Below are 14,618 nucleotides of genomic sequence, written 5' to 3' on the forward strand. Positions count from 1 at the left end.
CAGTATCAGTATTCCACCGGCACCGGGTCAAGGCTGCGCCACAGGTACCAGGTGCCCACGGTGCGGTACGGCGACCAGGCCTCGGCCAGCTCACGCGCCTCGGCCCGCGACACCGGCTCACCGCTGAAGTAGTTCACGCTGATGCCCTTGATGAGCCCCAGATCGTCCAGGGGCAACACATTGGGGCGCATCAGGTGAAAAATCAAAAACATCTCGGCCGTCCAGCGACCGATGCCCCGAATCGCCACCAGTTCGTCAATGATGGCCTCATCGTCCATGTCTTGCCACTGAGTGACATGCACCTGCCCGGAATCGAAATGCCGCGCCAGATCGTGCAGGTAGTCGACCTTGCGGGCAGACAATCCCACCTGTCGCAAGGCATCCACCGGCTGCTGAAGCAACTCCACGGCCGCCACTGGCGAACGGGCCACGCTCAGGTCCTGGCCCAACAGCACCAGCAAACGCTCCCACACCGCCTGAGCCGCCTTGACGGAGATCTGCTGCCCCACGATGGACCGGGCCAATGTGGTGAAGGCGTCTCCGCGGCTGTACAGCCGCGCGCTGCCGTGGTCGGTCATGAGCTTGCGCATGACCCGATCTCGCTTGGCCAGGTGGCGGCACGCCTCGTCCCAGTACGGTGGCGTGACGAGCTTGCCAGCAGATGATGCAGAGCCGGTTTTGGTGCCAGGCATGTGCTCAGGCCTTCACCCAGGTCGTGCCTTGAGGGCTGTCCTTGAGCGTGATGCCCATGGAGGCCAACTCGTCACGGATGCGATCGGACAAGGCAAAATCTCGGGCCTTCTTGGCTTGCGCACGCTGAGCGATCAACGCTTCGATGGCCGCCACATCCACACCAGCGGCTGCACCGCCTTGCAGGTACCGCTGAGGCCCCTGCTGCAAGAGGCCCAGCACACCACCCAAGGCCTTCAGCAATCCAGCCACTGCGGCAGAACCGGAACGGTTCAACTCGTTGGCCAGGTCAAACAGCACCGCCAGCGCGATCGGGGTGTTGAAGTCCTCGTCCATGGCGACCTTGAACCGGGCGGCATGTGGATCTGACCAGTCCACCTCCACGCCCTGGGTCTGTGGCGCGGCGTCCAGCGCCGTGTACAGACGGCGCAAGCCCGCCCTGGCGTCGTCCAGACCCACGTCGCTGTAATTGAACGGGCTGCGGTAGTGCGTACGCAACATGAAGAAGCGGATCGTTTCACCGTCGTACTTCTGCAGCACATCGCGGATGGTGAAGAAGTTGCCCAGCGACTTCGACATCTTTTCGTTGTCGACGTTGACAAAGCCGTTGTGCAACCAGTAATTGACGAACGGCTTGCCACTCGCACCTTCGCTTTGCGCGATCTCGTTTTCGTGGTGGGGAAACTGAAGATCCAGCCCGCCCCCATGGATGTCAAAGTGCTCGCCCAGCAAGCTGCAGCTCATGGCGGAGCACTCGATGTGCCAGCCAGGGCGCCCGTCGCCATACGGCGAGCCGTACTTTGCATCGGCTGGCTCTTCGGGTTTGGCGGCCTTCCAAAGCACGAAATCCATTGGATCGTGCTTGCCATCATCAACCGCCACCCGCTCGCCAGCGCGCAGTTGATCAAGGCTCTTGCCGGACAACTTGCCATACCCCTCAAATCGACGCACGGCGTAATTGACATCGCCATTGGAGGCGCGGTAGGCCAGCCCCCGCGACTCCAGCTTGCCGATCAGGTCGAGCATCTGCGGCACGTAATCCGTGGCACGTGGCTCGTGCGTGGGAGGCTCGATGCCCAGGGCCGCGATGTCTTCGTGCATGGCCTGCGCCATCTCGGTGGTGAGTTCGCGGATGGTGATGCCACGCTCCACGGCACGGCGGATGATCTTGTCATCGATGTCGGTGATGTTGCGCACATAGGTGACCGCAAACCCACTGGTGCGCAACCAGCGTTGAACCACATCGAAGGCCATCATCATGCGGGCGTGGCCCACATGACACAGGTCATAAATGGTCATGCCGCACACATACATCCGGACCTGTCCGGGCGTCAGGGGCACGAAAGGCTCAACCTGACGCGTCAGGCTGTTGAAAACACGCAAACTCATGGACGGACGACGGGGCCAGACACCCCGGAAAAGACTTGCGACACACAAAACGGCGTGGCCCTCATGAGCGGACCATGACGCGGCGCATTAAGCGATCAGGCGGCTTCAGTACAATCTGCGAAGTATACCGGGCGCCCCTGCCGAGGGTACCAACCACGTCAGGACGGTCGCGCATCCTGCTATCCTCAGGGTTTGCCGTCATTCGGCCTCATTGACGCCTTGGTACTTCCCGGCGACCAAGCCAACGCCAACATCACGGGTCTCATTCACATGCAAGCTGTCGTGCCTTCCATTCGCCCCCGCCTCAGCCGTCTGGCCGTGCAATGCCTGACCGTTGCCGCCCTGTCTCTCACGACCGTGGCCGTTCGAGCCGACGACATCGCAGACGTCCAAAAACTGCTGGCCGCGGGGCGCAATGCCGAAGCATTGCAAAAGGCTGACCAGTTCCTGACCGCCAAGCCGCGCGACCCGATGATGCGCTTCCTGCGTGGCATCAGCCTGTCGCAATCGGGTCGCACCGCAGAAGCCATCAACGTCTTCACCAAACTGACCGAAGACTTCCCCGAACTGCCTGAGCCATTCAACAACCTGGCGGTGCTGCATGCCCAGCAAGGCCAGTACGACAAGGCGCGCAATGCGCTGGAAATGGCCATCCGCACCAACCCCAGCTACGCCACCGCGTATGAAAACCTGGGCGACGTCTACGCCAAGCTGGCCAGCCAGGCTTATTCCAAGGCACTGCAAATCGACACCCGCTCGGCCGTGGCACCCAAGCTGGCCATGATCCGGGAGCTCTTCCCCAAAGAGCGCAACAGCATCGCCACCGCAGCGGCCACACCCGCACCAGCCCCTGCTGCTACACCGGCCCCCGCACCGGCGGCTGCGGCGCCAGCACCTCGCCCCGCACCTGCCCCTGCACCCGCACCCGCACCCGCACCCGCACCCGCGCCTGCGCCCACGCCAGCACCCGCAGTGACGACCCCCGTGCCTGCCCCTGTGGCACCGGCGCCCGTGGCGGTCAAGGATGACGCGCAAGAACAGAAGGTCGAGGCGGCCGTGAACGCCTGGGCCGATGCCTGGGCCCGCCAGGACATGAAGGGGTACTACGCGGCCTACACCAAGAACTTCAACGGTGGCAAGGGCAGTCGCAAGGCCTGGGAAGAAGAGCGACGTCAGCGCATCGTGGGCAAGAGCAGCATCACCGTGCGCGTGCTCAACCTCAGGGTTGAGGTCAACGGCGACAAGGCCGTGGCGCGCTTCCGTCAAGAGTACCGGGCCGACAGTCTGAACATCAACAGCAACAAGCGGCTGGACATGGTCCGCTCTGGTGGCAAGTGGTTGATCGAGAAGGAAAGCACTGGCTCGTGATGTTTGGCGGTATGACAAAGGCTGCGATGCGCAAGCATCGTGGCCTTTTTTCGGAATATGCCCGAACGGCGCTGTTGGGGAGCGTGCTCGCCTTGTCGGCCGCCTGGTTGACGCCTGCTGAGGCGCAGACCTTGCGCACCCGTGCGGAGCTCAGCAGCCCCTCCAACAACACCCGCTCCCTGTGGCAGCAGACCACACCCACCAGCCACAACGAGGCCGAACAGCGCCTGCTTGAGGTCTACCGACTGTTGAGCACGGGCAAGGGCAGAGAGGCGCTGGACCGGGTAGAAGCGCTGGTTGGAGACCACCCCAACTTCCAACTGGCACAGTTGGTGTATGCCGACTTGCTCATGGCGCGCACCCACCCGCTCACGGCCAAAGGCGGTGGCGCGCAGGTCAGCTCCCCGGTGGCGCGGCAACGGCTTGAGCAACTCAGGCTGGAAGCCAGCCGGCGCGTGGAGGCGTTTCGCAACCGCCCCCAGCCCGGCCAGGTGCCCGCGCCCTTCGTTGCGTTGCCATTGAGCAGCCGACACGCCATCGCCGTCGACGTCAGCAAGTCCAGGCTGTACCTGTTCGAGAACACCGCACAAGGCCTGCGCCTGCTGTCAGACCACTATGCCTCCATTGGCCTGCTGGGTGCCGACAAGCGTGTCGAAGGTGACCAGCGTACGCCGCTGGGCATTTACTACATCACCAGCCGGCTGGACCCGCGGCAGTTGACTGACTTCTATGGTGCGGGCGCCTTGCCCCTGAACTACCCCAATGAGTTCGACCGGCGCATGGGCCGAACCGGCAGCGGCATCTGGCTGCACGGCGTGCCCAGCGACAGCTATGTGCGCGCGCCGCAGAGCACCGACGGCTGTGTGGCCATGGCCAACACCGAGTTGGAACGCATCCTCAAGCTGGTGCAGCCCCGAACGACCCCGGTCGTCATTTCGCGGCAACTCGAGTGGGTCAACAACGCCCAGGCCGAGCCCGAGCGCCGGTCGCTGAACAACCTCATCGAGGGATGGCGCGCAGCACGAAACAGCGGCGATCTGGACAGGGTCATGTCGTTTTATTCGAACCAGTTCGCCAGTGGCAGTAAAGACCTGGCTCAATGGCGACAGCTGATGACCAGGGACCTGTCCCAGCCCAGGCGGCGCCCGATCCATGTCAAAGACCTGGCCATCCTCAACTCGACCGAGCACAATGACCTGTTGGTCGTGACCTTCGGCGAAATCGTTGACGGTCAACGCAGTGGCGTGCTCAAGCGTCAATACTGGGGCAAGGAAAACGGCCTGTGGAAAATTTTCTACGAAGGAGTGATCGGATGATTCGTGCGGCGATGATGGCCAGCGTGCTGGCCCTGAGCGTGGGCGTGGCGCATGCCCAGAATGTGCGACTGAGCACCAGCATGGGCGACATCGTCGTGCAACTGGACGCTGCCAAGGCCCCCAAAACCGTGGCCAACTTCGTTCAGTACGTCAAGGACGGGCACTACAACGGCACCATCTTTCACCGTGTGATCCCCAACTTCATGGTCCAGGGCGGCGGCATGAGCCCTGACATGAGAGAAAAGCCCACACGCGCGCCCATCGCCCTGGAAAGCCGCAATGGCCTGAGCAACGTGCGCGGCACCATCGCCATGGCGCGCACCATGAACCCCAATTCGGCCACGGCGCAGTTCTTCATCAATGTGAAGGACAATGACTTTCTGGATGCCGCCAACGCCCAGGACGGCAATGGCTATGCCGTGTTCGGCAAGGTGGTTCAGGGCATGGACGTGGTTGAAAAAATACGCAAGGTCCGCACCGCCCAACGCGGCATGCACGGTGACGTGCCCGTCGAGCCCGTTGTCATCAAACAAGCCACCATCGAGAAATAAACCATGAGCAAGACCGTTGAACTGCACACCACCGCCGGCGTGATCCGCCTCGAACTGGACGACCAGAAGGCCCCCGCGACGGTGGCCAACTTTCTGGAATACGTCAAGGCAGGCCACTATGACGGCACCGTGTTCCACCGCGTGATCAAAGGCTTCATGATCCAGGGCGGCGGCTTCGAGCCCGGCCTCAAGCAAAAGCCCACCCGCGAGCCCATCCAGAACGAAGCCAACAACGGCCTGAAGAACGACAAGTACACCATCGCCATGGCCCGTACCAGCGCGCCGCATTCGGCCAGCGCACAGTTCTTCATCAACGGCACCGACAACGACTTCCTGAACTTCAAGTCCGAGTCGCCCCAGGGTTGGGGCTATGCCGTGTTCGGCAAGGTGGTGGCGGGCACCGAGGTGGTGGATGCCATCGAGAAGGTGCGCACTGGCCGCAGCGGCTTCCATGACGATGTGCCGCTGGAAGATGTGGTGATCACCAAGGCCGTCGAGGCCTGAGCATGGGCCGGGGGACACCCGCCACCGTGCGGGTTCCTCAACCCGCAGCCGATGCGGCCGACTGGCCCATCGCTGCCGAGCTTGCCAGCCTGGAGACCCCAGCAGACTGGCAGGCGATCGACTTGGTCTCGGACCTGCACCTTGACCCCTCCCACCCCAAGACGGCGCAGGCCTTTCTGGACTACCTCACGCACACCCGTGCGGATGCGGTGCTGTTGCTTGGCGACATCTTCGAGGCGTGGGTTGGCGACGACATGCGCCACCAGCGCTTTGAAGCCCACTGCACCGAAGCACTGCGGCAGGCTGCCCAGCGCCGCTGGTTGGGCATCATGGTCGGCAACCGAGACTTCCTCATGGGCGCCGAGTTCATGGCCGCCTGTGGTGCGCAGGCCCTGCCCGACCCCCTCGTGCTGTGTGCACACGGCCAACGCCACCTCATCACCCATGGTGACGCCTGGTGCCTGGAAGATGGCCCCTACCTGGCGTTTCGGGCTCAGGTGCGCCAGACCCCTTGGCAGCAAGCCTTCCTGTCGCAACCACTGAGCAAGCGGCTGGAGACCGCCCGACAAATGCGTGCAGCCAGCGAAGCGCGCAAGGCCGCCACATCAGCCACCCCCGAAACCTGGGCCGACGTGGATGCCGCACGTGCCATCGCCTGGCTTCAAGCCGCCCGCACCGGGTCGCTGATTCATGGTCACACGCACCGGCCGGGCTGGAGTGCGCTGGGGCTGACACCAGATGGCAGTGTGCTCGGTCGCCAGGTGCTCAGCGATTGGGAGCTGGATCACACCCCAACACCCCGGGCCGAAGTGCTGAGGCTGGGCCCCTCAGGCGTGAAGCGCCTGACGCCTGCCGAAGCCTGTCAAGGCTGAAGCGCGGTGGTCGGCCCATGAGCCTGCTGTCTGCGCTGCTCAACACCTGGTGGCCTGTGTCGTGGATGCCCGATGCATGGGTGCTGCGGCACCGTCCCATCCCTGACGCACTGTGGCAAACCACCTTGCGCAAGCACCCCTTCCTGACATGGCGCTCGCCCCAGCGCTTGCAAACCCTGCGCCAGCTGTCCACCGTGTTTCTGGCCCGCAAGCAATTCACCCCGCTGGACGGCCTGACGCTGACCGACGACATGGCCGTCGCCATCGCCGCACAGGCCTGCCTGCCGGTGCAGCGCTGGGGTTTGGGGCCCTACGCCAGCTTCGTGGGCGTGGTCATCCGCGCCGATCAGGTGGTCGCCCAGCGTGAATGGATGGATGAGGCCGGCGTGGTGCATCACCATGAGGAAGTGTTGGCAGGCGAGGCGCAGCCCGACGGGCCGATCATGCTGTCCTGGACGGACGTGCACGACGGATCGCAGCGCCACCAAGGCTACAACGTGGTCGTGCATGAATTTGCCCACGCGCTGGACATGCACAACGGCCCTGAAGCCGATGGCTGCCCACCACTGCCGCGAGACATCTCTCGCACCGAATGGCTGGACACCTTGTGGCAAGGCTTCGATGCCCATCGAGACGCGTTGGCGCATGGTGATCCCACCTGGCTAGATCCCTATGCAGCCAGCGCAGGTCTGGTCGAGTTTTTTCCGGTGGTGTGCGAAGCCTTCTTCACTGCACCACATCACCTTCAACGTGATCATCCAGCGGTCTATGCGCTGCTGTGCCGCTACTTCCAGGAGTCACCGCACGAGCACGCCCCTGCAGAATGAAAAACGCCCGGCAAGCCGGGCGTGTGGTGTTTGAGCGTTACCGCGCTCACTCGGCCGTGGCAGGCTCCGCCTTGGGTTTGTCGCTGCGCTTGGCCTGAATATCCAGTTTGACCTCGTCCTCGCCCTTGGCGTTGGGTGCCACATCCACCGTCAGGCGACCGCCATCCACCAGCGACCCGAACAGCAACTCGTCGGCCAGGGCACGGCGAATGGTGTCCTGGATCAGGCGTTGCATGGGGCGCGCGCCCATCAGCGGATCGAAGCCGCGCTTGGCCAGGTGACGACGCAGGGCATCGGTGAAGGTGACCTCGACCTTCTTCTCGGCCAGCTGGCTTTCGAGCTGCAGCAGGAACTTGTCGACCACCCGCAGGATGACCTCTTCGTCCAGCGGCTTGAAGCCCACGATGGCGTCCAGCCGGTTGCGGAACTCCGGCGTGAACATGCGCTTGATGTCGGCCATTTCGTCGCCCAACTCGCGCAGCGTGGTGAAGCCGATGGTCGACTTCTGCAGCGTCTCCGCGCCCGCGTTGGTGGTCATGATGATCAGCACGTTGCGGAAATCAGCCTTGCGACCGTTGTTGTCCGTCAGCGTGCCGTGGTCCATGACCTGCAGCAGGATGTTGAACACATCCGGGTGGGCCTTCTCGATTTCATCCAGCAGCAGCACGGCGTGCGGCTTCTTGGTGATGGCCTCGGTCAGCAAACCACCCTGGTCAAAGCCCACGTAACCCGGAGGCGCGCCAATCAGTCGGCTCACGGCATGGCGCTCCATGTACTCCGACATGTCGAAGCGGATCAGCTCGATGCCCAGGATGTAGGCCAATTGCTTGGCCACTTCCGTCTTGCCCACGCCGGTGGGACCGCTGAACAAGAAGGCACCAATGGGCTTGTCCGGCTTGCCCAGCCCAGAGCGGGCCATCTTGATGGCGGCCGACAAGGCGTCGATGGCGTTATCTTGACCAAACACCACGCTCTTGAGGTCGCGGTCCAGGTTCTTGAGCTTGCTGCGATCGTCGTTGGACACGCTGGTGGGCGGGATGCGGGCGATCTTGGCCACGATCTCTTCCACCTCGTTGCGGGTGATGGTCTTCTTCTGCTTGCTCTTGGGCAGGATGCGCTGCGCGGCACCCGCCTCATCGATCACGTCGATCGCCTTGTCAGGCAGGTGACGGTCGTTGATGAACTTGGCCGACAACTCGGCTGCGGCCTGCAGCGCGCCCAGCGCGTACTTCACGCTGTGGTGCTCTTCGAAGCGCGACTTCAGACCCTTGAGGATCTCCACCGTCTGCTCGACGGTGGGCTCGACCACCTCGACCTTCTGGAATCGCCGAGACAGCGCAGCGTCTTTCTCGAAAATGCCGCGGTATTCAGTGAAGGTGGTGGCGCCAATGCACTTGAGTTGCCCCGAGCTCAAGGCGGGCTTGAGCAGGTTGGAGGCGTCCAGCGTGCCGCCCGAGGCCGCGCCTGCGCCGATGAGCGTGTGAATTTCATCGATGAACAAGACCGAATTGGGCTGCTCCTTGAGCTGCTTGATCACCGCCTTGAGCCGCTGCTCGAAATCACCGCGGTACTTGGTGCCCGCCAGCAAGGCGCCCATGTCCAGGGCGTACACCTGGGCATCCGACAGCACCTCGGGCACATCGTTTTGGGTGATGCGCCAGGCCAGGCCCTCGGCAATCGCCGTCTTGCCCACACCGGCCTCACCCACCAGCAGCGGGTTGTTCTTGCGCCGGCGGCACAAGACCTGAATCACGCGTTCGACCTCGGTCTCGCGCCCGATCAGCGGGTCGATCTTGCCTTCGCGCGCCTGCTGATTCAGATTCTGCGTGTACTGCTCCAGCGGGGAGGCGCGGCTTTCAACCTCTTCCTTGTCGGCGTCCTGCGGCGCATTGTCCGATGAGGTCGACTTGGCCGCCTCGGGCGGATCGACCTTGCGGATGCCGTGCGCGATGTAGTTCACCACATCGAGGCGCGTGACCCCTTGTTGGTGCAGGTAGTACACCGCATGGGAGTCTTTTTCGCCAAAGATGGCCACCAGCACGTTGGCACCGGTGACCTCTTTCTTGCCACCGCTGGACGACTGCACGTGCATGATGGCACGCTGAATGACACGCTGGAAACCCAGGGTGGGTTGGGTGTCGACTTCGTCGGTTCCCCCCACGGTGGGCGTGTTGTCACGCACGAACTGGTCCAGATTCTTGCGAAGCTCATCCAGGTTCGCGGCACAGGCCTTCAGCACTTCGGAAGCTGAAGGATTGTCGATCAGCGCCAGCAGCAGGTGTTCCACGGTGATGAATTCGTGGCGCTGTTGACGGGCCTCGACGAAGGCCATGTGCAAACTCACTTCCAACTCTTGCGCAATCATGCGGTCTCCAGGATGCACTGCAGGGGATGCCCGGCGCGCCGGGCGGCGGCAAGAACGAGTTCGACCTTGGTGGCCGCGACATCCTTGGTGAAGACGCCGCACACACCACGACCCTCGTGGTGGATTTTCAGCATGATCTGTGTGGCAGTGTCGAGATCATGACGGAAATGCTCTTGCAAGACGAATACCACAAACTCCATTGGCGTGAAATCGTCATTGAGCATGACGACTTGATAGAGCTTGGGCGGCTCAAGCGCGAGTTCTTCCTTCTCGACCACGGCCGCACCCTCGCCCTGCTCACCGGGACCGGCTGGCGGGTTGGACGCATTCAGGCGAAACGGATGATTCATGAATTTGATTCTACGGGAGGCCCCGCGCTCATGCATGGCATCTTGGGGTCTCCCTGACCATTGCAAGGGCGGGAATACGCCGGGCGCAACAGAGTTGTTCGAGACTTGCCTTTTGTCGCCGATTTGTGTCGTTCACCACAAGCTTTGTAACGTTGGCAACAAGCCATTGTCATATCGCGCCAAACCTTGAAAAAAGGACACACCTGCATGCCACGAACACAAGGCGGGTTATTGACATACAAGGGCTTCCGTCGAAAAATGTGCCTAAATTCACAGGAGGAAAAGGCATGGCCACAGGCACTGTCAAATGGTTCAACGACGCCAAGGGGTTCGGGTTCATCGAACCAGATCAAGGCGGGGGCGACGTGTTTGCCCACTTCTCTGCCATCCAGATGGATGGATTCCGCACTTTGAAACAAGGCGCCAAGGTTCGTTATGAGCTGGTGGCAGGCCCCAAGGGCATGCTGGCGCAAAACATCCAGCAACTCGATGGTGATGCCGGGGGTGAGTCGCACGCCGACGCCTTGTCGGACATGCACTTTCTTGACGCTTCCACTGGAAACGCTCACCGGCTGCCGCACTGAAGTGCACTGGCGCCATGAGCGCTGGCCGGCCAACAAAAAACCTGCCCGTGGGCAGGTTTTTTCATGGAGCACCCCGAGGTGCCTGTGGCCCCGGCGCGCAACCGGGACCCGGACATCACATGTGATCGATCATCACCTGGCCAAAACCTGAGCAAGACACCTGCGTTGCGCCCTCCATGAGGCGGGCAAAGTCATAAGTGACCTTTTTGCTCTGGATGGCCTTGTCCATCGACGAGATGATCAGGTCGGCGGCCTCGAACCAGCCCATGTGCCGCAGCATCATCTCGGCCGACAGGATCTCCGAGCCCGGGTTCACGTAGTCTTTGCCGGCGTACTTGGGCGCGGTGCCGTGCGTGGCTTCGAACATGGCGATCGAATCCGACAGGTTGGCCCCGGGGGCGATGCCGATGCCACCCACCTGCGCTGCCAGGGCGTCAGAGACGTAGTCACCGTTGAGGTTCAGCGTGGCGATCACGCTGTATTCGGCCGGGCGCAGCAAGATCTGCTGCAAGAAGGCATCAGCGATGGCGTCCTTGACGATGATGTCCTTGCCCGTCTTCGGGTTCTTGAACTTGCACCACGGACCACCATCGATCAACTCGGCCCCAAACTCGGTCTGCGCCAGGCCATAAGCCCAATCACGGAAGCCACCTTCGGTGTACTTCATGATGTTGCCTTTGTGCACGATGGTGACGCTGGGCTTGTCGTTGTCGATGGCGTACTGGATGGCCTTGCGCACCAGGCGCTCAGTGCCTTCCTTGGACACGGGCTTGATGCCGATGCCCGAGGTGTCGGGGAAGCGGATCTTCTTGACGCCGAACTCTTCCTGCAGGAACTTGATCAGCTTTTTGGCCTTGTCGCTCTGGGCTTCGAACTCGATGCCCGCATAGATGTCTTCCGAGTTTTCGCGGAAGATCACCATGTCGGTCTTCTCGGGCTCTTTGACCGGCGACGGCACGCCCTTGAAGTAACGCACCGGGCGCAAGCAAACGTAGAGGTCGAGTTCTTGCCGCAGCGCAACGTTCAGCGAACGGATGCCGCCACCCACGGGCGTGGTGAGCGGGCCTTTGATGGAGACGACGTAGTCCTTGAGCACCTCCAGCGTTTCTTCCGGCAGCCAGACATCGGGGCCGTAAACGCGGGTGGACTTCTCGCCGGCATAGATCTCCATCCAGTGGATCTTCTTGGTGCCGCCGTAGGCTTTTTCAACAGCGGCGTCGACCACCTTGATCATCACGGGTGTGATGTCAAAACCGGTCCCGTCGCCTTCGATGTAAGGGATGATGGGATTGTTGGGCACGTTGAGCGAGAAGTCCGGGTTCACCGTGATCTTCTGCCCGCCTTCGGGCACCTTGATGTGCTGATACATGTGCGTGGTCTCCGCGGTTGGCGTTTCCTTGATATGCATGGCCAGGGATGGTGGTCATGCAAGTTTCATTCTACGCGAGCACGCCACTGCATCCGCCGGAGAAGCACATGATCATGGCGCCGTATGCGGTTTTTGCACACCGCCTGCCACACCGCCTCAAGCGCACCAGGCCTGGTACTGCATCCACAGGTGGTGCGAAATGCCCCAGCCGGCCATGGCCGCCATGCCCAGACCGGCCAGCCTCACCGCCCAGCGCGGGTCCATCCAGGCCGTGCCACGCGAGCCCTCCTGGGGCAGCGCCACGGCAGGCGGCGCGTCGGTGGCCACCACCGGCTGCTGTCGCAGCCAAAGCACGGGTGCCACCGTGCCCAAGCCCGCTGGGCCAGGCGGAGGCGCCGCGCCGGTGGACGACGCCGAGCGCCGGAGCAAACGGCCCAAGACCCAGGGGGCGGCCCACACACCGAAGGCGCTGGGCACAGAGAACACCAACATGACTGCGGCACCACCCGCTGCATCGGGCGCCAGTGCTGCCAGCATCAAGGCACCGTACAGCAGCGCACAGGGCAAAAACGCCCACAGCGCACCAGCCAGCAATGGCCATGCGGGTTGCCACCATGCGCCGGCGTGCGCGGCTGCCCAGGCCTGCCAGCGGGCGCGCGCGCGCCGGTAAACCCCCAGGCCCCAATGGTCCAGCATCGCCGGCATGCGGCCCGTGAACGCCAGCCACAAGCCCAGCACCACGGCCGCCGCCAGCAACATGATCCAGAACGGTTGCAGGAAGGCCACCTCACGCCCCAACTGCGCGATCACGCCCGCACTGGCGGCCGCCATGGCGCCCAGCGCGGCATAACCCAGGCTGCGGCCCAGCAGGGCCATCAGGGGCACCCCCCTCGGCAAGGCCACCGAACAGGCCATGCCACACATCGCCGCGCAGTGGGCCATGCCACCCAGGCCCATCAGAAATGCAGACAGCAACAGGCCGGTCAACATGACGGCACCCTGCGATTGAGCGCGTTGAAGCGCTCAGATGATCCGAGAGAAGCGACCAGCGGTACGGTCGGCTTGCAAATAGCGGTCGAACACCATGGCGATCGCCCGCACAAAGTACCACCCCAAGGGCGTGACACGCACACCGTCTGACTCCAGTTGCACCAACCCCATCTCGACGAGCGGCTCCAGTTGACGCAATTCAGCCGCGAAGTATTGCCTGAAATCAATCAGGTACGCCAGCTCAATGGATTCGATGTCCACCCTGCCCTGGCACATCACCGCCATGATGACCGCACGACGAACCAGATCGTCGCGGCTGAGCACCAGGCCACGGTCGATGGGCAACTCACCGCGCGACAAGGCATCGGTGTAGTCCTCCAGGGTCTTGGCGTTCTGGCTGTAGTGGGCCCCTACCCGCCCGATGGCCGATACACCCAGACCAATCAGGTCGCTGTCGGCGTGGGTGCTGTAGCCTTGAAAGTTGCGGTGCAGTCGCCCCTGGCGCTTGGCCACCGACAGGCTGTCATGGTGAAGCGCGAAGTGATCCATGCCGATGTAGTCGTAGCCGGCCTCACGCAACACGTCGATGGCCATGGCCAGCATGGCGACTTTGTCCTGCGCCGGGGGCAGGTCTGCGGCGTCGATGCGGCGCTGGGGCTTGAACCTCTGAGGCAGGTGCGCGTAGCCGTACAAGGCCACGCGATCGGGCCTCAATGACGCCAGTTGTTCCAGCGTGCGACGAAAGCCCACCAGATTCTGCTTGGGCAAGCCGTAGATCAGATCGGTGTTGATGGACTCGAACCCCAAAGTGCGCGCCTGCTCCATCAGCGCCTGGACCGACGCGAAGGGCTGAACACGGTGCACCGCCTTCTGAACGTCCGGGTCAAAGTCTTGCACCCCCAGGCTGAGGCGATTGAAGCCCATCTCGGCCAGCGCGGCCAGGCGTGGCCCGTCCACGGTGCGTGGGTCCACCTCGATGGCGTATTCGCCACCCGGCACAAAACGGAACGCCTCCTTGAGCACCTGCATCAGGTCGTTCAGTTCGTCATTGGACAAGAACGTGGGGCTGCCGCCGCCAAAATGCAGCTGTGACACCGCTTGCCGAGGCCCCAACTGCTGCCTCACCAACTCGATTTCCTGCTTCAAGGCAGCCAGGTAAGGCTGCGCCCGCTCATGGTGTCGGGTGATGATCTTGTTGCACGCACAGTAGTAGCAAACCGATTCGCAAAACGGGATGTGCACATACACCGACAGCGGATTGGCCGGTCCGGCGATGGCGCCGCCACCGCTGCCGCGCTGATGCAAGGCCTGAGCGTACTGTGCAGCGCCATAGGCCTCCACAAACCGGTCTGCGGTGGGGTAAGAGGTGTAACGCGGCCCGCTGACGTCCAGGCGGGTCAGCATGTCGGAAGTGACATGCACCACGGCCTGAGCAGGCGCGTG

Annotated in this window: 13 protein-coding genes and 1 pseudogene; 7 read left to right on the top strand and 7 right to left on the bottom strand. The window is 62.9% G+C overall.

The window, feature by feature from the left end; translation table 11 throughout:
- Nucleotides 1–5: 5 nt before the first annotated feature.
- Nucleotides 6–692, bottom strand: coding sequence for a DNA-3-methyladenine glycosylase family protein (locus WNB94_RS15300; RefSeq protein ID WP_341391243.1), 687 nt, complete (start codon nucleotides 690–692; stop codon nucleotides 6–8).
- Nucleotides 693–696: 4 nt separating this feature from the next.
- Nucleotides 697–2,079 (bottom strand): cysteine--tRNA ligase, encoded by a 1,383-nt coding sequence (cysS, locus tag WNB94_RS15305; RefSeq protein WP_341391244.1) that lies wholly within the window; start codon nucleotides 2,077–2,079, stop codon nucleotides 697–699.
- Between the two features lie 270 nt (nucleotides 2,080–2,349).
- Between cysS and WNB94_RS15310 the strand changes: the two genes are divergently transcribed.
- Genes WNB94_RS15310 through WNB94_RS15335 form a run of 6 tightly spaced genes read left to right on the top strand, consistent with a single transcriptional unit; the run spans nucleotide 2,350 to nucleotide 7,517 of the window.
- Nucleotides 2,350–3,447 (top strand): nuclear transport factor 2 family protein, encoded by a 1,098-nt coding sequence (locus tag WNB94_RS15310; protein WP_445819087.1) that lies wholly within the window; start codon nucleotides 2,350–2,352, stop codon nucleotides 3,445–3,447.
- 26 nt (nucleotides 3,448–3,473) lie between these two features.
- Entirely contained in the window at nucleotides 3,474–4,763 is a 1,290-nt protein-coding gene (locus tag WNB94_RS15315) for a L,D-transpeptidase family protein (RefSeq protein ID WP_341391246.1), read from the top strand.
- An 11-nt stretch (nucleotides 4,764–4,774) separates the two neighbouring features.
- A complete protein-coding gene (locus WNB94_RS15320; protein ID WP_341391322.1) occupies nucleotides 4,775–5,314 on the top strand; it encodes a peptidylprolyl isomerase in 540 nt (179 codons plus the stop codon).
- A 3-nt stretch (nucleotides 5,315–5,317) separates the two neighbouring features.
- Entirely contained in the window at nucleotides 5,318–5,818 is a 501-nt protein-coding gene (locus tag WNB94_RS15325) for a peptidylprolyl isomerase (protein ID WP_341391247.1), read from the top strand.
- A 2-nt stretch (nucleotides 5,819–5,820) separates the two neighbouring features.
- The gene (locus tag WNB94_RS15330; protein ID WP_341391248.1) at nucleotides 5,821–6,690 is read left to right on the top strand and encodes a UDP-2,3-diacylglucosamine diphosphatase; all 870 of its coding nucleotides are present in this window, start codon (nucleotides 5,821–5,823) and stop codon (nucleotides 6,688–6,690) included.
- Between the two features lie 17 nt (nucleotides 6,691–6,707).
- A complete protein-coding gene (locus WNB94_RS15335) occupies nucleotides 6,708–7,517 on the top strand; it encodes a M90 family metallopeptidase (protein ID WP_341391249.1) in 810 nt (269 codons plus the stop codon).
- Between the two features lie 46 nt (nucleotides 7,518–7,563).
- On the opposite strand, the gene clpA is transcribed toward WNB94_RS15335, so the two are convergent.
- Both clpA and clpS read right to left on the bottom strand, forming a co-directional pair.
- A complete protein-coding gene (clpA, locus tag WNB94_RS15340; RefSeq protein ID WP_341391250.1) occupies nucleotides 7,564–9,882 on the bottom strand; it encodes an ATP-dependent Clp protease ATP-binding subunit ClpA in 2,319 nt (772 codons plus the stop codon).
- A complete protein-coding gene (clpS, locus tag WNB94_RS15345; protein WP_341391251.1) occupies nucleotides 9,879–10,232 on the bottom strand; it encodes an ATP-dependent Clp protease adapter ClpS in 354 nt (117 codons plus the stop codon). The genes clpA and clpS overlap by 4 nt, the downstream gene beginning before the upstream one ends.
- 287 nt (nucleotides 10,233–10,519) lie before the next feature.
- Between clpS and WNB94_RS15350 the strand changes: the two are divergent.
- Nucleotides 10,520–10,714, top strand: a pseudogene (locus WNB94_RS15350) (cold-shock protein); the annotation flags it as partial.
- Between the two features lie 217 nt (nucleotides 10,715–10,931).
- Here the strand turns inward: WNB94_RS15350 and icd are convergent.
- The 3 genes from icd to hemN form a co-directional block, all read right to left on the bottom strand.
- Complete coding sequence (gene icd / locus WNB94_RS15355) at nucleotides 10,932–12,185, bottom strand: NADP-dependent isocitrate dehydrogenase (RefSeq protein ID WP_341391252.1); 1,254 nt, start codon at nucleotides 12,183–12,185, stop codon at nucleotides 10,932–10,934.
- A 156-nt stretch (nucleotides 12,186–12,341) separates the two neighbouring features.
- A complete protein-coding gene (locus tag WNB94_RS15360; RefSeq protein WP_341391253.1) occupies nucleotides 12,342–13,175 on the bottom strand; it encodes an urease accessory protein UreH domain-containing protein in 834 nt (277 codons plus the stop codon).
- Between the two features lie 33 nt (nucleotides 13,176–13,208).
- The gene (gene hemN / locus WNB94_RS15365) at nucleotides 13,209–14,600 is read right to left on the bottom strand and encodes an oxygen-independent coproporphyrinogen III oxidase (protein WP_341391323.1); all 1,392 of its coding nucleotides are present in this window, start codon (nucleotides 14,598–14,600) and stop codon (nucleotides 13,209–13,211) included.
- Nucleotides 14,601–14,618: the final 18 nt, after the last annotated feature.

The sequence above is a fragment of the Aquabacterium sp. A3 genome (genome assembly GCF_038069945.1).
GTDB lineage: Bacteria > Pseudomonadota > Gammaproteobacteria > Burkholderiales > Burkholderiaceae_C > Aquabacterium.

What these genes read in the sequence shown, in the direction of transcription:
- WNB94_RS15300 (WP_341391243.1), bottom strand. Translation starts at nt 692, where the DNA reads ATGCCTGGCACCAAAACCGGCTCTGCATCATCTGCTGGCAAGCTCGTC.
- cysS (WP_341391244.1), bottom strand. Translation starts at nt 2,079, where the DNA reads ATGAGTTTGCGTGTTTTCAACAGCCTGACGCGTCAGGTTGAGCCTTTC.
- WNB94_RS15310 (WP_445819087.1), top strand. Translation starts at nt 2,350, where the DNA reads ATGCAAGCTGTCGTGCCTTCCATTCGCCCCCGCCTCAGCCGTCTGGCC.
- WNB94_RS15315 (WP_341391246.1), top strand. Translation starts at nt 3,474, where the DNA reads ATGCGCAAGCATCGTGGCCTTTTTTCGGAATATGCCCGAACGGCGCTG.
- WNB94_RS15320 (WP_341391322.1), top strand. Translation starts at nt 4,775, where the DNA reads ATGATGGCCAGCGTGCTGGCCCTGAGCGTGGGCGTGGCGCATGCCCAG.
- WNB94_RS15325 (WP_341391247.1), top strand. Translation starts at nt 5,318, where the DNA reads ATGAGCAAGACCGTTGAACTGCACACCACCGCCGGCGTGATCCGCCTC.
- WNB94_RS15330 (WP_341391248.1), top strand. Translation starts at nt 5,821, where the DNA reads ATGGGCCGGGGGACACCCGCCACCGTGCGGGTTCCTCAACCCGCAGCC.
- WNB94_RS15335 (WP_341391249.1), top strand. Translation starts at nt 6,708, where the DNA reads ATGAGCCTGCTGTCTGCGCTGCTCAACACCTGGTGGCCTGTGTCGTGG.
- clpA (WP_341391250.1), bottom strand. Translation starts at nt 9,882, where the DNA reads ATGATTGCGCAAGAGTTGGAAGTGAGTTTGCACATGGCCTTCGTCGAG.
- clpS (WP_341391251.1), bottom strand. Translation starts at nt 10,232, where the DNA reads ATGAATCATCCGTTTCGCCTGAATGCGTCCAACCCGCCAGCCGGTCCC.
- icd (WP_341391252.1), bottom strand. Translation starts at nt 12,185, where the DNA reads ATGTATCAGCACATCAAGGTGCCCGAAGGCGGGCAGAAGATCACGGTG.
- WNB94_RS15360 (WP_341391253.1), bottom strand. Translation starts at nt 13,175, where the DNA reads ATGTTGACCGGCCTGTTGCTGTCTGCATTTCTGATGGGCCTGGGTGGC.